Source organism: Streptomyces sp. NPDC031670, from assembly GCF_055580545.1.
On the sequence record NZ_JBVILC010000010.1, the window covers coordinates 84501 to 104417 of the forward strand.

22 protein-coding genes are annotated in these 19917 nt (G+C 73.6%); 18 read left to right on the forward strand and 4 right to left on the reverse strand.

Features of this window, described 5'->3' with window-relative positions; translation table 11 throughout:
• Positions 1-117 precede the first annotated feature (117 nt).
• Positions 118-1476 (forward strand): phosphoglucosamine mutase, encoded by a 1359-nt coding sequence (gene glmM / locus ACZ5ID_RS20265; protein WP_468899606.1) that lies wholly within the window; start codon positions 118-120, stop codon positions 1474-1476.
• 99 nt (positions 1477-1575) lie between these two features.
• Here glmM and coaA read toward each other — a convergent pair whose 3' ends face one another.
• Positions 1576-2565, reverse strand: coding sequence for a type I pantothenate kinase (gene coaA / locus ACZ5ID_RS20270; protein WP_406551839.1), 990 nt, complete (start codon positions 2563-2565; stop codon positions 1576-1578).
• Between the two features lie 119 nt (positions 2566-2684).
• Here coaA and glmS point away from each other — a divergent pair, with 119 nt between their 5' ends.
• Positions 2685-4532: a glutamine--fructose-6-phosphate transaminase (isomerizing) gene (glmS, locus tag ACZ5ID_RS20275; RefSeq protein WP_468899610.1), complete on the forward strand. Its 1848-nt coding sequence runs from the start codon at positions 2685-2687 to the stop codon at positions 4530-4532.
• Positions 4529-4897: a holo-ACP synthase gene (locus ACZ5ID_RS20280; protein WP_468899613.1), complete on the forward strand. Its 369-nt coding sequence runs from the start codon at positions 4529-4531 to the stop codon at positions 4895-4897. The genes glmS and ACZ5ID_RS20280 overlap by 4 nt, the downstream gene beginning before the upstream one ends.
• A 494-nt stretch (positions 4898-5391) precedes the next feature.
• Here ACZ5ID_RS20280 and ACZ5ID_RS20285 read toward each other — a convergent pair whose 3' ends face one another.
• Entirely contained in the window at positions 5392-6822 is a 1431-nt protein-coding gene (locus ACZ5ID_RS20285) for an NAD(P)H-hydrate dehydratase (protein WP_468899616.1), read from the reverse strand.
• Positions 6823-7153: 331 nt separating this feature from the next.
• On the opposite strand from ACZ5ID_RS20285, the gene ACZ5ID_RS20290 reads away from it, so the two are divergent.
• From ACZ5ID_RS20290 to ACZ5ID_RS20310, 5 genes are all read left to right on the forward strand, one after another.
• Entirely contained in the window at positions 7154-8194 is a 1041-nt protein-coding gene (locus ACZ5ID_RS20290) for a L,D-transpeptidase family protein (protein WP_468899619.1), read from the forward strand.
• A gap of 41 nt (positions 8195-8235) precedes the next feature.
• A complete protein-coding gene (alr, locus tag ACZ5ID_RS20295; protein WP_468899979.1) occupies positions 8236-9378 on the forward strand; it encodes an alanine racemase in 1143 nt (380 codons plus the stop codon).
• 62 nt (positions 9379-9440) lie between these two features.
• The gene (locus ACZ5ID_RS20300; RefSeq protein WP_468899622.1) at positions 9441-10652 is read left to right on the forward strand and encodes an alpha/beta fold hydrolase; all 1212 of its coding nucleotides are present in this window, start codon (positions 9441-9443) and stop codon (positions 10650-10652) included.
• Entirely contained in the window at positions 10624-11130 is a 507-nt protein-coding gene (gene tsaE, locus ACZ5ID_RS20305; RefSeq protein WP_468899625.1) for a tRNA (adenosine(37)-N6)-threonylcarbamoyltransferase complex ATPase subunit type 1 TsaE, read from the forward strand. The genes ACZ5ID_RS20300 and tsaE overlap by 29 nt, the downstream gene beginning before the upstream one ends.
• Positions 11131-11282: 152 nt before the next feature.
• Positions 11283-11474, forward strand: coding sequence for a hypothetical protein (locus ACZ5ID_RS20310; RefSeq protein WP_468899628.1), 192 nt, complete (start codon positions 11283-11285; stop codon positions 11472-11474).
• A 63-nt stretch (positions 11475-11537) separates the two neighbouring features.
• Here ACZ5ID_RS20310 and ACZ5ID_RS20315 read toward each other — a convergent pair whose 3' ends face one another.
• Positions 11538-12122, reverse strand: a complete 585-nt coding sequence (locus ACZ5ID_RS20315) for a hypothetical protein (protein ID WP_468899631.1) — start codon at positions 12120-12122, stop codon at positions 11538-11540.
• Between the two features lie 133 nt (positions 12123-12255).
• Here ACZ5ID_RS20315 and tsaB point away from each other — a divergent pair, with 133 nt between their 5' ends.
• The 10 genes from tsaB (at position 12256) to ACZ5ID_RS20365 (ending at position 19270) form a co-directional block, all read left to right on the forward strand.
• Positions 12256-12909, forward strand: a complete 654-nt coding sequence (tsaB, locus tag ACZ5ID_RS20320; RefSeq protein ID WP_468899634.1) for a tRNA (adenosine(37)-N6)-threonylcarbamoyltransferase complex dimerization subunit type 1 TsaB — start codon at positions 12256-12258, stop codon at positions 12907-12909.
• A 17-nt stretch (positions 12910-12926) separates the two neighbouring features.
• On the forward strand, positions 12927-13400 hold the full coding sequence (rimI, locus tag ACZ5ID_RS20325) for a ribosomal protein S18-alanine N-acetyltransferase (RefSeq protein ID WP_406553665.1): 474 nt from the start codon (positions 12927-12929) through the stop codon (positions 13398-13400).
• Positions 13400-14506, forward strand: coding sequence for a tRNA (adenosine(37)-N6)-threonylcarbamoyltransferase complex transferase subunit TsaD (tsaD, locus tag ACZ5ID_RS20330; protein WP_468899637.1), 1107 nt, complete (start codon positions 13400-13402; stop codon positions 14504-14506). The genes rimI and tsaD overlap by 1 nt, the downstream gene beginning before the upstream one ends.
• Entirely contained in the window at positions 14503-14769 is a 267-nt protein-coding gene (locus ACZ5ID_RS20335) for a hypothetical protein (RefSeq protein WP_468899640.1), read from the forward strand. Before tsaD ends, ACZ5ID_RS20335 begins: the two co-directional genes overlap by 4 nt.
• Positions 14770-14830: 61 nt before the next feature.
• A complete protein-coding gene (locus ACZ5ID_RS20340) occupies positions 14831-15691 on the forward strand; it encodes a polysaccharide deacetylase family protein (protein ID WP_468899643.1) in 861 nt (286 codons plus the stop codon).
• A 141-nt stretch (positions 15692-15832) separates the two neighbouring features.
• Positions 15833-16189 carry a YciI family protein gene (locus ACZ5ID_RS20345; protein ID WP_358834208.1) on the forward strand — a complete coding sequence of 119 codons (357 nt, stop codon included), beginning with the start codon at positions 15833-15835 and terminating at the stop codon, positions 16187-16189.
• A gap of 73 nt (positions 16190-16262) precedes the next feature.
• The gene (locus ACZ5ID_RS20350) at positions 16263-17507 is read left to right on the forward strand and encodes an RNA polymerase sigma factor (protein WP_468899646.1); all 1245 of its coding nucleotides are present in this window, start codon (positions 16263-16265) and stop codon (positions 17505-17507) included.
• A gap of 106 nt (positions 17508-17613) precedes the next feature.
• Positions 17614-18129 carry a VOC family protein gene (locus ACZ5ID_RS20355; protein WP_468899649.1) on the forward strand — a complete coding sequence of 172 codons (516 nt, stop codon included), beginning with the start codon at positions 17614-17616 and terminating at the stop codon, positions 18127-18129.
• A 100-nt stretch (positions 18130-18229) separates the two neighbouring features.
• Positions 18230-18859 (forward strand): hypothetical protein, encoded by a 630-nt coding sequence (locus tag ACZ5ID_RS20360; protein ID WP_468899652.1) that lies wholly within the window; start codon positions 18230-18232, stop codon positions 18857-18859.
• 45 nt (positions 18860-18904) lie between these two features.
• Positions 18905-19270 (forward strand): hypothetical protein, encoded by a 366-nt coding sequence (locus ACZ5ID_RS20365; RefSeq protein ID WP_468899654.1) that lies wholly within the window; start codon positions 18905-18907, stop codon positions 19268-19270.
• Here ACZ5ID_RS20365 and ACZ5ID_RS20370 read toward each other — a convergent pair.
• Positions 19254-19916, reverse strand: a complete 663-nt coding sequence (locus ACZ5ID_RS20370) for a contact-dependent growth inhibition system immunity protein (protein ID WP_468899657.1) — start codon at positions 19914-19916, stop codon at positions 19254-19256. The two genes, ACZ5ID_RS20365 and ACZ5ID_RS20370, sit on opposite strands and share 17 nt — an antisense overlap.
• Between the last annotated feature and the right edge of the window lies 1 nt (position 19917).

The window sequence follows — 19917 nt, forward strand, 5'->3', positions numbered from 1 at the left end:
CTGTACGGCTCTCGTCCGCCCCGGCAGCACTCCTGGTGCTGCCGGGGCGGCGTTGTTTTTGACACCAGTGGTGGGGCGCCCGGGTGCGGCGCCGGTGGATCTCAATGGAGGACAGCAGTGGGACGACTCTTCGGCACGGACGGTGTACGCGGCGTGGCCAACGCCGATCTGACGGCTGAGCTCGCGCTCGGGCTCTCGGTCGCGGCGGCTCACGTACTGGCCGAGGCGGGTACCTTCGCGGGCCACCGGCCCACCGCGGTGGTCGGGCGCGACCCCCGCGCTTCCGGGGAGTTCCTGGAGGCCGCGGTCGTCGCAGGCCTCGCCAGCGCCGGCGTCGACGTGCTGCGCGTCGGCGTGCTGCCGACCCCGGCCGTGGCATATCTCACCGGCGCGCTCGGCGCGGACCTCGGTGTGATGCTCTCCGCCAGCCACAACGCCATGCCCGACAACGGCATCAAGTTCTTCGCGCGCGGCGGCCACAAGCTCGCCGACGAGCTGGAGGACCGGATCGAGCGCGTCTACGACCAGCACCGCACGGGCGAGCCGTGGCAGCGCCCGACCGGCGCCGGCGTCGGCCGCGTCCGCGCGTACAAGGAGGGCTTCGACAAGTACGTCGCCCACCTCATCGGCGTGCTGCCCAACCGCCTCGACGGTCTGAAGGTCGTCCTGGACGAGGCGCACGGCGCCGCCGCCCGGGTCTCGCCCGAGGCGTTCACCCGGGCCGGGGCCGAGGTCGTCACGATCGGTGCCGAGCCGGACGGGCTCAACATCAACGACGGCTGCGGCTCGACCCACCTCGACCTGCTGAAGGCGGCGGTCGTCGAGCACGGCGCCGACCTCGGCATCGCGCACGACGGTGACGCGGACCGCTGCCTGGCGGTGGACGCGCAGGGCAACGAGGTCGACGGCGACCAGATCCTCGCCGTGCTCGCGCTCGCCATGCGCGAGGCGGGCACCCTGCGCGGCGACGCGGTCGTGGGCACGGTGATGTCCAACCTCGGCTTCAAGATCGCCATGGAGCGCGAGGGCCTCCAGCTGGTCCAGACGGGCGTCGGCGACCGCTATGTGCTGGAGTCGATGAAGGAGCACGGCTACGCGCTGGGCGGCGAGCAGTCCGGCCACGTGATCATCCTCGACCACGCGACCACCGGCGACGGCACCCTCACCGGTCTGATGCTGGCGGCCCGCGTCGCCGCGACCGGCCGCACCCTGGCCGACCTCGCGGGCGTCATGGAGCGACTGCCGCAGGTCCTGGTCAACGTGCCGGACGTCGACAAGTCCCGGGTCGCCACCTCGGCCGAGCTGACCGCCGCGGTCACCGAGGCCGAGCGCGAGCTGGGCTCCACCGGCCGGGTGCTGCTGCGCCCCTCGGGCACCGAGCCGCTGGTGCGCGTGATGGTCGAGGCCGCCGACATCGACCAGGCGCGGTCGGTGGCGGGCCGCCTGGCGGACGTCGTGAAGTCGGCCCTGGGCTAGGACCGGACGCGTACCTTCGTACGCACACGCGCTCAACGAGCGGGCCCGCCGGGGAAGTTCCCGGCGGGCCCGCTCGTTCTTCTGCCAGCCGTCCGGGCGTCAGAGCTTGCGCAGGGACAGCTTCTGGACCTTGTGGTCGGGACCCTTGCGCACGACCAGGGTGGCGCGCCCGCGGGTCGGGGCCACGTTCTCCACCAGGTTGGGCCGGTTGATGGTCCGCCAGGCGGTGCGCGCGTAGTCGAGCGCCTCCTCCTCGGAGACCTGCGTGTACTTGCGGAAGTACGAGGACGGGTCCTGGAACGCCGTCTCGCGCAGCTTGCGGAAACGGTTCAGGTACCAGGTCTCGATGTCCTCGGCCCGGGCGTCCACGTAGACGCTGAAGTCGAAGTAGTCGGCGAGACCGACCCGGGTGCGGCCGTCCTGGCCGGGCAGGGCCGGCTGGAGGACGTTGAGGCCCTCCACGATGAGGATGTCCGGGCGGCGCACGGTGAGCAGCTCGCCGGGCACCCGGTCGTAGATCAGGTGGGAGTAGACGGGCGCGGTGACCTCGTCCTTGCCCGCCTTGATGTCGGCGACGAAGCGGGTCAGCGCGCGCCGGTCGTACGACTCGGGGAACCCCTTGCGCGACATCAGGCCGCGCCGCTGGAGCTCGGCCATCGGATAGAGGAAGCCGTCGGTGGTGACCCGCTCCACGCGCGGGTGCTCCGGCCAGCGGGCCAGCATCGCCTGGAGCAGGCGGGCCACCGTGGACTTGCCGACGGCGACCGACCCGGCCACTCCTATGACGAACGGGGTGCCGCGCTGGGCGCTGTGGCCGTTGCCGGACCCGCCCAGGAAGGTGTTGAGGGCGCCGCGCAGCTCGGAGGTGGCCTGCACGTAGAGGTTGAGCAGCTGGGACAGCGGCAGATAGACGTCCCGTACCTCGTCGAGGTCGATGACGTCACCGAGGCCGCGCAGTCGTTCCAGCTCCTCGGCGGTCAGCGGAAGGGGCGACTTGTCCCGCAGCGCGCTCCACTCGCTGCGGGTCAGGTCGACGTAGGGAGTCGAGTCCGCCCGGCGTTGGGCGCTGCGTGGCGGCGAAGTGATCACAGGCCCATTGTCGTGGCTGGCGGCTCGATGTGGGGGGTGGGGTGGGTCACGCGGCGCACCGCCGGGGCGGGCCGCGGGAGTGGGCCCGATTCGCGGCCGTGCGGTCGTAGGCTGCCGCCATGTGCGGAATCGTCGGGTACGTGGGAGCGCAGTCAGCGCTCGATGTTGTCATCGCCGGGCTGAAGCGGCTCGAATACCGGGGCTACGACTCGGCCGGGGTCGCCGTCCTCGCCGACGGCGGGCTGGCCGCGGCCAAGAAGGCCGGCAAGCTCGTCAACCTGGAGAAAGCCCTGGTGGACCGGCCGCTGCCGAGCGGCTCCACCGGTATCGGGCACACCCGCTGGGCCACCCACGGCGGGCCGACCGACGCCAACGCCCACCCGCACCTCGACAACGCGGGCCGGGTCGCGGTCGTCCACAACGGGATCATCGAGAACTTCGCGGCGCTGCGGGCGGAGCTGGAGGAGCGCGGCCACGCGCTGGCCTCCGAGACGGACACCGAGGTCGTCGCGCATCTGCTGGCCGAGGCGTACTCCTCCACGGAGGACCTGGCCGAGGCGATGCGGCAGGTGTGCAGGCGGCTCGACGGGGCGTTCACGCTGGTCGCGGTGCACGCCGACGAGCCGGACGTGGTGGTCGGGGCGCGGCGGAACTCCCCGCTGGTGGTGGGCGTTGGAGAGGGCGAGTCCTTCCTCGCCTCGGACGTGGCCGCGTTCATCGCCCACACGCGGTCCGCGATCGAGCTGGGCCAGGACCAGGTCGTGGAGCTGCGGCGGGACGGTGTGTCGGTCACCGACTTCGACGGGGCTCCCGCACAGGTGCGGTCGTACCACGTGGACTGGGACGCGTCGGCCGCGGAGAAGGGGGGCTATGACTACTTCATGCTCAAGGAGATCGCCGAGCAGCCCAAGGCCGTGGCCGATACGCTGCTCGGCCGGATCGACGCCGCGGGTTCGCTGACGCTGGACGAGGTCCGTATCCCGGCGGCGGAGCTGCGCGAGGTCGACAAGGTCGTGATCGTCGCGTGCGGTACGGCGTACCACGCGGGGATGATCGCCAAGCTGGCGATCGAGCACTGGACGCGGATCCCCTGCGAGACGGAGCTCGCCAGCGAGTTCCGCTACCGCGACCCGATCCTCGACCGGCGCACGCTGGTGATCGCGATCTCGCAGTCCGGCGAGACCATGGACACCCTGATGGCGCTGCGGCACGCGCGCGAGCAGGGCGCGAAGGTGCTGGCCATCTGCAACACCAACGGGTCGACGATCCCGCGCGAGTCCGACGCGGTGCTGTACACGCACGCGGGCCCGGAGGTCGCCGTCGCGTCCACGAAGGCGTTCCTGACCCAGCTGGTCGCCTGCTACCTGGTCGCCCTGTACCTGGGGCAGGTGCGCGGGACGAAGTGGGGCGACGAGATCCGGGCGGTGATCCGGGACCTGGCGTCGATCGCGCGCGACGTCGACCAGGTGCTGGAGACGATGGAGCCGGTGCGGGAGCTGGCGCGGTCGCTGGCGGCGAAGAACACCGTGCTGTTCCTGGGCCGCCATGTGGGCTATCCGGTGGCGCTGGAGGGCGCGCTCAAGCTCAAGGAGCTCGCCTATATGCACGCGGAGGGGTTCGCGGCGGGCGAGCTGAAACACGGGCCGATCGCGCTGATCGAGCCGGATCTGCCGGTGGTGGTGGTCGTGCCGTCGCCGCGGGGCCGTTCGGTGCTGCACGACAAGATCGTGTCGAACATCCAGGAGATCAGGGCGCGGGGGGCGCGGACGATCGTGATCGCGGAGGTCGGCGACGAGACGGTGGTGCCGTACGCGGACCATCTGATCCGCATCCCCGCCACGCCCACGCTGCTCCAGCCGCTGGTCGCCACGGTCCCGCTCCAGGTCTTCGCCTGCGAGCTGGCCACGGCGCGCGGCAACGAGGTGGACCAGCCGCGCAACCTCGCGAAGTCGGTAACGGTCGAATGATCATCGGGGTGGGGATCGACGTGGCCGAGGTCGAACGTTTCGGCGAGTCGCTGCGGCGCACGCCGGGGCTGCTCGACCGCCTGTTCGTGGAGGAGGAGCTGCTGCTGCCGAGCGGGGAGCGCCGGGGCACGGCGTCCCTGGCGGTCCGCTTCGCGGCGAAGGAGGCCCTGGCGAAGGCCCTGGGCGCCCCGGCCGGCCTGAGCTGGACGGACGCGGAGGTGTACGTGGAGGAGAGCGGCCAGCCGCGGCTGCGGGTACGGGGGAGCGTGGCGGCCCGGGCGGAGGCGCTGGGGGTGCGGGGGTGGCATGTGTCGTTGAGCCATGACGCGGGGGTGGCGTCGGCGGTGGTGATCGCGGAGGGGTGAGGGTGCGGGGCCGTCCCGGGCGGTCGGGGGTCTGCGGCCGTGCGGCCCTGCGGCCCGGTGCGGCTGCTCGCGCGGTTCCCTGCGGCCCTGGGTGGTTCTTTGTCTGCGGGCCGACGTGGGCTGGTCGCGCAGTTCCCCGCGCCCCTGGGGTGCGGGCAGCGCTGTCCCCCTTTGTCTGCGGGTGGGTGGGGGCTGGTCGCGCAGTTCCCCGCGCCCCTGAAGGCGGCTGTGCTCCTCCGGCGCGGAGGGGGCGGCTACTCAGGGGCGCGGGGGCCTGCGGACGGACACGGGCGCTGGGGATGCCGTTTCGCCCCGGGCCCAGGCAAACCCCTCAGGGGCGCGGGGAACTGCGCGCTCAGCCCTCGTCGGCCTGCGGACAGGCACCGGGCCCCGAGGAGGCCCACTCGATGCCGGGCCGCAGGCAACCCCCTCAGGGGCGCGGGGAACTGCGCGACCGGCCCCCACCACACCCGCAGACAAAGACCGGGCCGGATTCAGCCCTGTACGTCCCCCCACGCCTCCGTCAGGGCCTCCGCCACCTCGGACGCCCGCACCGGTGCCCCCTCTGCCGCGCGGCGCGCCGCCAGGCCGTGGAGGTAGGCCGCCACCGATGCCGCGTCCCGGGTCTCCAGGCCCGCGGCCAGCAGCGAGCCCGCCAGGCCGGAGAGGACGTCGCCGCTGCCCGCCGTGGCGAGCCAGGGTGTGCCCGTCGGGTTGACGCGGACCGGGGCGCGGCCGTCCGGGTCCGCGACGAGCGTGGTCGAGCCCTTGAGGAGGACGGTCGCGCCGTACCGGTCCGCCAGTGCGCGTACGGAGCGCAGCCGCGCCCCCTCCACCTCCGCCCGGCCCACCCCGAGCAGCGCCGCCGCCTCCCCGGCGTGCGGGGTGAGCAGCGTCGGCGCGGACCTCGCCCGTACCGCTCCCGCGTCCAGACCCCGCAGCCCGTCCGCGTCCACCAGGACCGGAACATCGGAGGCCAGCACTTCCTCCACCCCGGGGCCGTCCCCGAGGCCGGGGCCGACCACCCAGGCCTGGACGCGGCCCGCCTTGGCCGGGGGCCCCGCCGAGACCAGCGTCTCGGGGAAGCGGGCGATGACGGCGTCGGCGGCGTGCCCGACGTACCGTACGGCCCCCGCACCGCCGTGCAGCGCGCCCGCCACCGCGAGCACGGCCGCGCCGGGGTAGCGCGCGGACCCGGCGACCACGCCGACGACCCCGCGCCGGTACTTGTCGCTCTCACCCGTCGGCGCGGGCAGCAGCTGCGCCACATCGGCGTGTTGCAGCGCCTCGCAGTCCGGGACGGAGGGGAGGTGGGGGCCGAGGCCGATGTCGACGAGGCGGACGGCGCCGGTGTACGCGTACGCCGGGTCGATCAGCATCCCCGGTTTGTACGCGCCGAACGTGACCGTCGCGTCCGCGCGCAGGGCCTCCCCCAGGACCTCCCCGGTGTCCGCCTCGATCCCGCTGGGCAGGTCGACCGCGACGACGAGGGCGTCGGAGCCGCGGGCGGCGCGGGCGATCGGGACGGCGTCGGGGCGCAGCCCGCCGTGGCCGCCGATGCCGGTGATCCCGTCGAGGACGAGGTCGGCGCCGGCCAGTACGTCGTACGGGTCGTCGGTGACGCGGCCTCCGGCGCGCAGGAACGCGGCGAGCCCGTCGGGGTGGGCGCGGTCGGGGGCGAGCAGCACGGCGGTGACGCCCGCGCCGCGCCGGGCCAGACGGGCTCCGGCGTACAGGGCGTCCCCGCCGTTGGCGCCGCTGCCGGCGAGGACGACGACGCGGGAGCCGTACACCCGCCCGAGCATCCCCGCGCAGGCGGCGGCCAGGCCGGCGGCGGCGCGCTGCATGAGGGTGCCGGGGGGCAGCCGGGCCATGAGCTCCTGCTCGGCGGCCCGTACGGTCTCGACGCGGTAGGCAATACGCATGGGTTACACCCTTCCGAATCCGGCTGTGCGGTGCCACTGGGAGTGGTGGTGGGTTTTTGTGTGCGGGCCGGTGGGGGTTGCTCGCGCAGTTCCCCGCGCCCCTGAGGGGGTTGCGTGCCGCTCGGTGTCGAGTGGGCCCGCTGGGAGGCCGGTGGTTGTCTGCGGGCTGACGTGGGCCGGTCGCGCAGTTCCCCGCGCCCCTGAGGGGGGTGCGTGGGTCCCGCCGGGTCCTCCGTTCACAGGCCCCGGGAAGGGGCGGGGTGGGGGAAACACGCCCCGTCCGCCCGCGCGCCACCCCCCAACCCCCACCTCCCCCCGCTTCCCTGACCCCATGAACCCCATGACCCCCCAACGCCACCCCCACCCCCTCACCCCCACCCGTCGCCCCAAACGCCTCCCCCTGCACCTCACCCTCGCCCTCACCGCCGCCCTCACCTTCACCCTCTGCGCCGCCACCTACCCCATCCCCCCGCGCCCGGGGCCCGCCGCCGGCCCCGTCGGTCCGGCCGCCCCGGAGGCCCCTGCCCCCGAGGCCGCTCCCGCCCCCGAGACCGTCGCCCTCGGGTCCCTCGTGCCCGGTGAGCCGCGGGCCCCGGGGCAGCCCGAGTACCCCATGGACACCCCGGACCAGGCGCTGCCGCCGCTCGTGTACCAGCCCACCGCCGCCGAGGACGCCGTCGAGCCAGTCGCGCCGGGCGTCGGGGTGGAGCGGCTCGTCGAGTACGTGCCCCGCGACGAGGTCGGCTCCACCGCGTGCAGCCGGCAGGCCGGGCCGTATCAGCGCCAGGTCGAGCGGTGGCTGGGGCTGGCCGTCGACGGGAAGCAGTCCGCCGCCGACTGCGCCGCGATCCGCGGCTTCCAGACCACCCACGGCATCCGTCCCGACACCGGCTTCGCCGGGCCCGCCACCTGGGGCACCATGCGGCTGCTCACCGCCCGGGCCCGCCCCGACGCCGCCGGCCGCTGCCCGGCCCGCGCGGCCCGGACCGCCTGCGTCGACCTCGACCGGCAGATCATGTGGGTGCAGGGCAAGGGCAAGGGCAAGGGCAAGGGCACGGGCACGGGGAGCGCGAAAGTCGTCTTCGGGCCCGTGGCGATCCGCAGCGGACGGCCCGGTCTCGCCACCCGTACCGGCACCTACCCCGTCTACTGGCGACACAAGAACCACTGGTCCACCATCTACAACGCGCCCATGCCGTACGCCCAGTTCTTCAGCGGGGGACAGGCGTTCCACGCGATCTACGACAACATCTACTCCACCGTCGGCTCACGCGGATGCGTCAATCTGACGTACTCGGACGCCAAGCGGCTGTGGGGCGTGCTGCGCAAGGGTGACCCGGTCCACATCTGGGGGCACCGGCCCGGCGCCTGAGGCGGGGGCGGAGCTCTGAGAGACTTGGCGCGATGACCGCGATGACGCAGACCGTGCACACCCGAGCCCGCGCCGAGATCGATCTGGCCGCCCTGCGCGCCAACGTCCGTGCGCTGCGCGCCCGTACCCCCGGCGCGCAGCTCATGGCCGTCGTGAAGGCGGACGCGTACGGGCACGGCGCGCTGCCCTGCGCCCGCGCCGCGATCGAGGCGGGCGCCGCCTGGGTCGGCACCGCCACCCCGCAGGAGGCGCTGGCGCTGCGGGCGGCCGGGATCGACGGGCGCATGCTGTGCTGGCTGTGGACGCCCGGCGGCCCCTGGCGCGAGGCGGTCGAGGCCGACATCGATGTGTCGGTGAGCGGGATGTGGGCGCTGCGGGAGGTCACCGAGGCCGCCCGCGCGGCCGGCCGGGTCGCCCGGATCCAGCTCAAGGCCGACACCGGGCTCGGACGCAACGGCTGCCAGCCCGCCGACTGGCCCGAGCTGGTCCAGGCGGCTCTGGCCGCCCCGGAGGTCCGCGTCACCGGCCTCTGGTCGCACTTCGCCTGCGCCGACGAGCCCGGCCACCCCTCCATCGCCGCCCAGCTCACCCTCTTCCGCGAACTGGTCGGGTACGCCGAGAAGGCGGGTATCGAGCCCGAGGTGCGGCACATCGCCAACTCCCCGGCGACCCTCACCCTCCCGGAGTCCCACTTCGACCTGGTACGGACCGGTATCGCCATGTACGGCGTCAGCCCCGCGCCCGAGCTCGGTGCCCCGGGCGACTTCGGGCTGCGGCCGGTGATGACGCTCGCCGCGTCCGTCGCGCTGGCCAAGCAGGTCCCGGCGGGGCACGGCGTCAGCTACGGACACCACTACGTCACCAGGGAGGAGACCAGCCTCGCGCTGGTTCCGCTCGGGTACGCGGACGGCATCCCCCGGCACGCCTCCGGCCGCGGGCCCGTGCTGCTCGGCGGAAAGGTGCGGACGGTGGCGGGACGGGTCGCCATGGACCAGTTCGTGGTCGACCTCGACGGGGACACCGTGGAGGCGGGCGCGGAGGCGGTGCTGTTCGGGCCCGGGGACCGGGGCGAGCCCAGCGCCGAGGACTGGGCGCGGGCGGCGGACACCATCGCGTACGAGATCGTCACCCGGATCGGTTCGCGGGTACCCCGCGTCTATCTGAACGAGAGTTCGCACGGCTGAACCCCCGGCGGCCGGATCCGCGGGGGGCGACGACAGGGACCTGGACCACAAGGAGCGGCACGGTGAGCGAGACCAGCACGGGGGACGCGGTGCGGGCGGCTGCGGGCAGCTGGCGCCGGGCGGGTCTGGCCGGCGCCGCGATAGGCGTGGTGGCGGCGGGCGCCGCCGCCGGGGTCGCGGTCGAGCGGCTCACCGTCGGGCGCGGGATGCGCAAGAAGGCACGGCTGGCGCTGGACGCGACGGGCCCGTACGGCGCGCTGCGCGGCACACCGGGGCGCGCCTACGCCGACGACGGCACCGCGCTCTACTACGAGCTCGACGAGGCCGAGCCGTCCGCCAAGGCCAACGGGGCGCGCAAGCGGCGGCTGTTCGGCCGCAAGGCGCCCGCGCCCGTCACCGTGGTCTTCTCGCACGGCTTCTGTCTGAGCCAGGACGCCTGGCACTTCCAGCGGGCGGCGCTGCGCGGGGTCGTGCGGACCGTGTACTGGGACCAGCGCAGCCACGGCCGCTCGGCGCGCGGCGAGGGCCAGGCGCAGGGCAGGCCCGTCACCATCGACCAGCTGGGCCGCGACCTCAAGGCGGTCCTGGACGCGGCGGCTCCCGAGGGGCCGCTGGTGCTCGTGGGGCACTCGATGGGCGGGATGACGGTGATGGCGCTCGCCGACCAGTACCCGGAGCTGATCCGCGACCGGGTCGTCGGCGTCGCCTTCGTCGGCACCTCCTCCGGCCGGATGGGCGAGGTCAGCTACGGCCTGCCGGTGGCCGGGGTCAACGTGGTGCGCCGCGTCCTGCCCGGGGTGCTCAGGGCGCTCGGCTCGCAGGCGGAGCTGGTGGAGCGGGGGCGGCGGGCCACGGCCGACCTCTTCGCCGGGATGATCAAGCGGTACTCGTTCTCCTCCCGGGACGTGGACCCGGCGGTGGCCCGGTTCGCCGAGCGGATGATCGAGGGGACGCCGATCGACGTGGTGGCGGAGTTCTACCCGGCCTTCGACGACCACGACAAGGAGGCGGCGCTCCAGGTCTTCGCCGAGGTGCCCGCGCTCGTCCTGGCGGGCGACCGCGACCTGGTCACGCCCAGCTCGCACAGCGAGTCCATCGCGGACCTGCTGCCCGACGCCGAGCTGGTCATCGTGCCCGACGGCGGGCATCTGGTGATGCTGGAGCACCCCGAGACGGTCACCGACCGGCTGGCGGACCTCCTGGTGCGCATCGGCGCGGTGCCGGAGGCGACTAACGTTGGCACGTATGGAAGCACCGCACACCCAGGCCACTGAGGCCATGACCCGGCTCACCCTCGACTCGCCCGCCGAGATGCAGGAGTTGGGCCGCCGTATCGCCAAACTGCTCCGCCCCGGCGATCTCGTCCTGCTCACCGGTGAGCTCGGCGCGGGCAAGACGACGCTGGCGCGCGGCCTGGGCGAGGGCCTGGGCGTGCGCGGCGCGGTGACCTCCCCGACCTTCGTGATCGCCCGTGTCCACCCCTCGCCGACCGGCGGCCCGGCCCTGGTGCACGTGGACGCGTACCGGCTCGGGGGCGGTCTGGACGAGATGGAGGACCTCGACCTCGATGTCTCGCTGCCCGACTCCGTGGTGGTCGTGGAGTGGGGCGACGGCAAGGTGGAGGAGCTCTCCGACGACCGGCTGCACGTGGTCATCGACCGGGTGGTCGGCGAGACCGACGACGACCGGAGGGTGGTGACCGTGACGGGTCTGGGTACCCGGTGGTCGGGCGCCGGGATCGACGCCCTGTAGTCGCCGGGGGTGTGGCGGGGCGCGTGGCGGACGTACGTTCCGACAAGCCGTCGGCAAAATGTTGCGCGGGTCCCGCCGCCCGTGGTCACATGGGAGGAGAGACCTGGTTAGGTCTACCTAACCACGCCTTCTCCAGAAGCCGGGAGGCCGCCATGACCGTGTCGGAGCGCGCAGCGCAGCCGCGGCGCACGCAGGGTGTGTCCATGAACGATCTGCTGGCCTCCTGCGCGGCGGCGAACGCCGTCTCCACGCCGCCGGAGCGGACCGGGACGGACGCGGCCGGGCCGGACGACGGTCCGCCGGAGCCGACCGAGGAGAGCGGCGAGCGCCGCGACGCCGCCTGACCCGTACCCGTATCACTCGTTCGGGTGTTTCTCGCGGTACGTCGGCGGGCCCCGTAGCTGCGGTTACGGCACCACGACGATCTTCGAGCCGATCGTGGCGAAGGTCCACAGCGCGTTGCCGTCCTCGCGCTTCATCCGGATGCCGCCGGTGCGTTTGCCCGGGGCGGGGCTGGTCAGCTTCCCGTCGACCGCCGCGCTGAAGCCGATGGTCACGGAGTCGACGGTGGCGAACCGCACCACGTGCTCGATCGGCACGCCGTCCGAGCCCGGGACGGAGGCCGCGCGCGAGGTCACCGCGTAGTTGCCGGGCTTCGGGCTGACCGCCGACGGCATGACCTCGAAGGACTTGGGCGGCAGGCCCTTGAGGGTCTTGGTGCCCACCAGCCAGACGCGCTTGGCACCCAGCGAGTAGACGACACGCGGGCCGACGCCCGAGTTCGGCGGCAGCGCCGCCGGGTTCTTCGCGGGCGTCCTCCCCGCGGGCGGCACCGCCGCCGAGGAGCTCGGGGCCGGCGAGACGGTGGTCCCGGGGGCCGCCAGATCGGCCTTGGCCGGGGCGTTGGCCGACGCCTGATAGGCGAGGAAGCCGACCACCGCGAGCGCCGCCGCGGTGAGCCCGGCCACAAATCCCGAGCTGCTCCTTGCCACCTGGCTCGCCCCTTTCGTCCGTACCGGCCGCAAGGCGTACAAGCCTGCGGTCATATCTGCGGCTGACGGTAGCAGCCGGTGGCGGCAGGGACGGGACGCCGTGCCTCCGGCGCCGTGGCCGTAGGCTGTTCGCGTGCTCTTGCTCGCCGTTGATACCGCCACTCCCGCCGTGACCGTCGCCCTGCACGACGGCACCGACGTCGTCGCCGAGACCAGCCGGGTGGACGCCCGCCGCCACGGGGAGCTGCTGCTGCCCGCCGTCCACCAGGTGCTCGCGGACGCCGGACTCAAGCTCGACGCCGTCACGGACCTGGTCGTCGGGACCGGCCCCGGCCCGTACACCGGACTGCGCGTCGGTCTGGTGACGGCCGCCACCTTCGGCTCCGTGCTCGGCGTCCCGGTCCACGGCCTGTGCACGCTCGACGGCCTCGCCTACGCCTCCGGTATCGAGGAGCCGTTCGTGGTGGCCACCGACGCGCGCCGCAAGGAGGTCTACTGGGCCCGCTACGACGACTTCCGCACCCGTGCGGGCGAGCCGTCCGTGGACCGGCCCGCCGACATCGCCGAGCAGGTCGCCGGGGTGCCGGCGGTCGGCGCGGGCGCGCTGCTCTACCCCGAGGTGTTCGCCGACGCGCGCGGGCCCGAGCACCAGTCGGCGGCGGCGCTCGCGGCGCTGGCGGCCGAGCGGCTCGCGGCGGGCGCCGGGTTCCTGCCGCCCACGCCGCTGTATCTGCGCCGCCCGGACGCCCAGGTGCCCAAGAACTACAAGGTGGTCACCCCGCGGTGAGCGTGGTGCTCCGCGAGATGCGCTGGTGGGACATAGAACCGGTGCTCGCGCTCGAACACGACCTGTTCCCCGAGGACGCCTGGTCGGCGGGGATGTTCTGGTCGGAGCTCGCGCACGCCAGGGGACCGGGCGCCACCCGCCGCTATGTGGTCGCCGAGGACGGTTCGGGCCGGCTCGTCGGCTACGCGGGCCTCGCAGCCGCCGGCGGCCTCGGTGACGTCCAGACCATCGCCGCGGCCCGCGACCAGTGGGGCACGGGCCTGGGCGCCCGGCTCCTGACCGACCTGCTCAAGCACGCCACCGCCTTCGAGTGCGACGAGGTCCTGCTCGAAGTGCGGGTCGACAACACACGGGCCCAGAAGCTCTACGAGCGCTTCGGCTTCGAACCCATCGGATTCCGGCGGGGCTACTACCAGCCGGGCAACGTGGACGCGCTCGTGATGCGCCTGATCGTCCAGGAACACGACCGAGAAACAGAAGAGACTGACTGATGGCTGACGAACCGCTGGTACTCGGCATCGAGACCTCCTGCGACGAGACGGGCGTCGGCATCGTGCGCGGCACGACGCTGCTCGCCGACGCCGTCGCGTCCAGCGTGGACACCCACGCCCGGTACGGCGGTGTGGTGCCCGAGATCGCCTCGCGCGCGCACCTGGAGGCGATGGTCCCCACCATCGAGCGCGCCCTGAAGACGGCCGGGATCTCCGCCCGGGACCTCGACGGCATCGCGGTGACGGCCGGGCCGGGCCTGGCGGGCGCGCTGCTCGTGGGCGTCTCGGCCGCCAAGGCGTACGCGTACGCGCTGAACAAGCCGCTGTACGGGGTGAACCATCTGGCCTCGCACATCTGCGTGGACCAGCTGGAGCACGGGCCGCTGCCCGAACCCACGATGGCGCTGCTGGTCAGCGGCGGCCACTCCTCGCTGCTGCTGGCGCCCGACATCACCGCGGACGTACGCCCCATGGGCGCGACGATCGACGATGCCGCGGGCGAGGCCTTCGACAAGATCGCGCGCGTGCTCGACCTGGGCTTTCCCGGCGGCCCGGTGATCGACCGGCTCGCCAAGGAGGGCGACCCGCGGGCGATCGCGTTCCCGCGCGGTCTGAGCGGTTCGCGCGACCCGGCGTACGACTTCTCCTTCTCGGGGCTGAAGACGGCTGTGGCCCGCTGGATCGAGGCCAAGCGCAACGCGGGCGAGGAGGTGCCGGTCCGGGACGTGGCCGCCTCCTTCCAGGAGGCCGTGGTCGACGTCCTGACCCGCAAGGCCGTCCGGGCCTGCAAGGACGAGGGCGTGGACCATCTGATGATCGGCGGCGGCGTCGCGGCCAACTCGCGGCTGCGCGCGCTCGCCCAGGAGCGGTGCGAGAAGGCCGGCATCCGGCTGCGGGTGCCGCGCCCGGGGCTGTGCACGGACAACGGCGCCATGGTGGCGGCGCTCGGCGCCGAGATGGTGGCGCGCAACCGGCCCGCCTCGGACCTCGACCTGTCGGCGGACTCCTCGCTTCCGGTGACGGACCCTCATGTGCCGGGCACCCAGGGCCACGCGCACGACCACGACCATGTGCACGAGGTCAGCAAGGAGAACCTGTACCCGTGACGGTCGCGCTGATGTGGGAGGCGCGGGCCGCCGAGGGCCGGGGCGGGGAGCTCCTCGCCTGGGCCCGGGCCCAGCCGCTGCCGTACGCGCCGGTGCGCCGCGAGGTCTTCGCGGCGCCCGGGGACCGGGTTCTGGTGATCACCTGGTGGGACGCGGCGTACGACGCGGAGCTGCCCGAACTGCCGGAGCCGGACGGGGAGTTGGTGACCAGGGCGGTCCACCGCTGGCGCTTCGAGTCACTCGGCGTGGAACCTCCGGCCTGAAATCTGCATCGACCAGTACGCAGAGGGCGTATCGGTCGGCAGTTCGGACGGTTGGTTCACAGTGGGTAAGAAGAGCGTGGCGGCGGCGGGTCTGGTTCTGTCCGGGGTGCTGCTGGCCACCGGCTGCTCCTCCTCGGACGGCGGCTCCGGGGGCGGCCCGCACCAGAGCGGCGGCACGCCCGCCGAGCCCTCCGCGTCGGCCTCGCCCCCGGCCCCGGGCGGCGCCCAGGACGGGGCCGCGAGCGTGACGGCGTACCGCAAGTGGGGTCTGAAGCCGCTGCCCGAGGCGCCCGCGCCGCCCGCGCGCAAGCCGGTGCGGGCGAAGCCCGGCGAGGTCCCGGTGATCAGCGACATCCCCACCAAGGAGAAGATCGTCTTCGTGACGTTCGACGACGGGGCCGAGAAGGACCCCAAGTTCGTCGAGATGATGCGGGAGCTGAAGATCCCCTTCACGATGTTCCTCACCGACGCGGCCATCAGCGCCGACAAGGGCTACTTCAAGCCGCTCCAGCAGCTCGGCAACGCGATCCAGAACCACACGCTCACCCACCCCAACATGCGGACCGAGTCCGCCGCCCAGCAGCAGCACCAGATATGCGGGCAGCAGGAGAAGCTGGGCAAGGAGTACGGCCGAGCGCCCCGGCTCTTCCGGCCGCCCTACGGCAACTGGAACGAGGCGACGCGGACGGCGGCCAAGGCGTGCGGCATCCAGTCGATCGTGCTGTGGCGCGAGTCGATGCAGATACAGAACATGCAGTACCAGCGCGGCGACAAGAAGCTGCATCCCGGTGACATCATCCTGGCCCACTTCCGGGGGAAGAGTGAGCTCAAGGGCCACACGATGACCGAGATGACGGCGAACATGCTGCGCCACATCCAGGAGCAGGGCTTCGCGGTGGCGCGCCTGGAGGACTACGTCTGAGGACAGTCCGAAGAAAAGTTCCGAGAAATCCGTCGGGCCGTGTCGAATCGGGGCCGGGCCGTTCGACGTAAGGGTGAGAGGCGGGGAACAACCCCGCAGCCACCCTCCGGACCCCGGTCCGGACGTACCGAGGAGCACACCGTGCCGCGCTACCTGTCGATGGTCCGTATCAACGAGGCCGACGCCCCCGCCGAGGGCCCCAGCGCCGAGCTCATGCAGCGGATGGGCGCCCTGATCGAGGAGATGACCAAGGCGGGCGTCCTGCTCGACACCGCCGGGCTCACCCCGACCGCCCAGGGCACCAGGGTCACCTGGTCGGGCGGGAAGCTCTCGACGACCGACGGGCCGTTCACCGAGTCCAAGGAGGTCGTCGGCGGCTACGCGCTCATGCAGTGCAAGGACATGGCCGAGGCGATCGAGTGGGCCAAGCGGTTCCTGACGATCCACGAGGAGCACTGGACGGTCACCTCCGAGATCCGCGAGATCTTCGAGGGCTGACCGCCCGACCGGCGCCGGCGTGCTCGCGGACGGCGATTGCCGCCGGGCCGCGCGGGTGTTCTCATGACTGCCCGTGAGCACAGAAAAGGACGCCGTCGAGGCCGTCTTCCGGATCGAGGCCCCGCGCGTCATCGCCGCCGTCACACGGATCGTGCGCGATGTCGGCATCGCCGAGGAGCTGGCGCAGGACGCGCTGGTCGCCGCCCTGGAGCGGTGGCCGGAGACAGGAGTCCCGGACAACCCGGGCGCCTGGCTCACGGCCACCGCCAGGCACCGGGCCGTCGACCTGGTGCGCCGCCGCGAGAGTTACGCGCGCAAGCTCGCCGAGATGGGCCGGGACCTCGACGAGGCGGTCGCCCAGCCGGAGTTCGCGGCGGCCGAGGAGCCGGACACGATCGACGACGACCTGCTCCGGCTGATCTTCACCGCCTGTCATCCGGTGCTCTCCACCGAGGCGCGCATCGCCCTGACGCTGCGCCTGCTCGGCGGGCTGACCACCGACGAGATCGCCCGCGCCTTCCTCGCCCAGGAGGCGACCGTCGCCCAGCGGATCTCCCGGGCCAAGCGGACGCTGGCGAAGGCGGGGGTGCCGTTCGAGGTGCCGCACGGCCCCGAGCGCGCCCAGCGGCTCGCCTCCGTACTGGAGGTGATCTACCTCGTCTTCAACGAGGGGTACGCGGCGACGGCCGGTGACGACCTGGTGCGCCCGGCGCTGTGCGAGGACGCGCTGCGGCTCGTACGGGTGCTGGCCGCTCTCGTGCCGGAGGAGCCCGAGGTGCACGCGCTGGCCGCGCTCCTGGAGATCCAGGCCTCGCGGACGGGCACCCGCACCGACGCCACGGGTGCGCCGGTACTGCTCGCCGACCAGAACCGCTCCCGCTGGAACCGGCTGCTGATCCGGCGCGGCTTCGCGGCGCTGACCCGCGCGGGTGAACTCGGCGGCGCCCCCGGCCCGTACGCCCTCCAGGCCGCCATCGCCGCCTGCCACGCGCAGGCCGCCTCGTACGAGGAGACCGACTGGGCGGCGATCGCCGCGCTCTACCGCGCGCTCGCGGCGATCGCCCCCTCGCCGGTGGTGGAGCTGAACCGGGCGGTCGCGGTCTCCATGGCCGAGGGTCCCGAGGCGGGCCTGGCGCTCGTGGACGCGCTCGCCGCCGGTCCGGCGCTGCGCGGCTACCACCTGCTGCCGAGCGTCCGGGGCGATCTGCTGGAGCGCCTCGGGCGTACCCAGGAGGCGCGCGCGGAGTTCGCGCGCGCCGCGGAGCTGACGCGCAACGCGCGCGAGCGGGAGCTGCTGCGGGCGCGCGCGGAGGGCTGAGGCCGGGGCTCTCATGGCGGCCGATGAGTTTCGCGGAGGGGGCCGGTCTACCTTCCCGAGCCGCCGGTATCCGCCGGCCGGTCCGGCCGAGAGGGAGGCAGCAGCCATGTCCGAGCACTCCGCGCACTCCGAGCAGTCCGTACAGAAGATCACGACGTTCCTGTGGTTCGACGACCAGGCCGAGGAGGCCGCGCGGTTCTACGTCTCCGTCTTCGGCGGCACCTCCCGCGTCGTCGAGACCACGCGCTACACGGAGGCCTTTCCCGGCCAGGCCGGCAAGGTGATGACCGTCGTGTTCGAACTGGCCGGCCAGCAGTACACCGCGCTCAACGGCGGCAAGCAGGACTTCTCCTTCAACGAGTCCATCTCGCTCTCCGTCGACTGCGCGTCCCAGGAGGAGGTCGACGAGCTCTGGACCAGGCTGACCGCCGACGGCGGCGAGGAGGGCCCCTGCGGCTGGCTGAAGGACAAGTACGGCCTGTCCTGGCAGATCGTGCCGCGCGCCCTGCGCGAGATCCTGTCGGGCGAGGACCGGCAGGCCGTGGACCGGGCGATCGGGGCCATGATGAAGATGAAGAAACTGGACGTGGCCGGGCTGCGACGGGCGTACGAGGGCGACTGAGCGCCGCGCCGAGTGGGCGGGCCTCCCGGGGCGGGCCCGGCCCGGCGGGGCAACCGAGCGGGCCGCAGGGCCCCTTGGAGGCGCCGGTAACCTCATGTCCATGCCGTTCCGTACGCCCTTGCCGCCGCCCCCGCCCCCGGTGGGGATACGTACCTGGCCCGACCGGGACGCGCTGCTCAGGGATCGGGCGGCCGTCCTCGACGACCTGGTGGCACGGCACTTGGGGCCGGGGCGGATCGCGGCCCACTGGGGCTGGGCGGTGCTGCTCGCCACCGGCTGGACGTTCGTGGGGACGGCGGTCATCGCGTTCACCGAGACGCTGGACGTGCTGTCGGTGCTGTACGGGGCGGTCTGCCTGGTGATCGGGCTCGGCGCGCTGGTGCCGACGGGCGTGGCGCTCGTGGCGGGCCTGCGCAAGGACATCCGGATCCGCCGACTGCTGGAGCAGTGGGCCGCGTTGGACCGCCGGCCCGCGACCGACGCCGGGCTGCGCGCGCCCGGACTGAGCCTGGCGTGGCTGCTGCCGGGCGGGCTGATGTGCGCGGTCGGCCTGTTCGTGTGCGTCGCGGTCCCGGCGGGGGCCCGGCCGGGCGACGACACCTACGGCGTGGTGGTGCTGGGGATGGGGCTGGGCCTGGTGTGCTGGCTCACCGGACTGATCGCGGTCAACAAGGCGCTGTCCCACCGCCGCTGGGCTCTACGGCTCTCGCCCCCCGCGCACCTATCCTGAACGCGCGTACGCACGTCGCACGGTTTCAGGGGGAAGGCGGCAACGATGGAATGGTACTGGTGGGTCCTCATAGTCTTCTGGATGGGAGGCTTCGGCTGGGCCGCCGACACGGGCCGCACGGCGCTGCGCACCCGCCACGAGCGCCGGCTGGAACGCCTGGAGGCGGCCCGCCAGGAGCGGCTCGCCCTGGAGGCGGCCAACCGTCCCCCGGAGCCCGTCTGCGGCTGCACCCACCACCTCGCCAAGCACGACAAACAGGGCCTGTGCCACGAGCGCGTCGAGGTCCCGGTCGCCTGGGACGAGACCAAGCACCCGGTCCGCTTCGAGTCGGGCCGCTGCAACTGCCAGCAGTACGTGGGCCCGCAGCCGCTGTCGCAGGTGTTCGCGGAGGAGCTCACGGACCTGGCGTAGCCGCCCGGCCCGCGAGCGCGGCGAGCCAGGCCGCGGGGCCGTACGGGGCGGGCGGGTCGACCTCCATGCCGAGTTCGGCCAGCGCTCGGGCGTAGTCGCCGTCGTCCAGGCGCAGGGCGAGGAGTTCGGCGGCCTCACCGGCCACCCGGGCGACCACCGAGGGGTCGGTGGTGGCCTCGTAGTCCCGGAGGGCGGCTTCGTGGTCGGCGAACTCGTCGGGCATGTCCTGGGAGAACCAGCCGCCCAGGAGCTGGCCCAGCTCGGGGAAGCGGGCATGCCACTCCCAGTGGGTGCGCGGCGCGTCGGGGGGCGGGACCTCGCCGGACTCGACGCCGGCCCGGATGTGGTCGGCGAGGGTGAGCAGCCACTGCTGGATCTCGGAGTCGGCCAGGCCGACGTCCGGCACGGGGTAGAACTCGCCCAGGCGCTGCCGGAGCCGTCCCGGCGGGTTCGCGGCGTACTCGCGCAGCTGCGCCTCGGCGGTGGCCAGCGCCCAGGGCCTGGTGTGCCAGGTGTGGCGAAGATAGGCCTCCAGGGCCTGGCTCGGGCGGTCGGCGGTGTCGTCGGCGCGCTGCCCGAGGTAGGCGCGGACGACCTGGTCCAGCTCGCCGTACCGGCGGTCGTGGTCGAGCGGCTTGAGGGACATC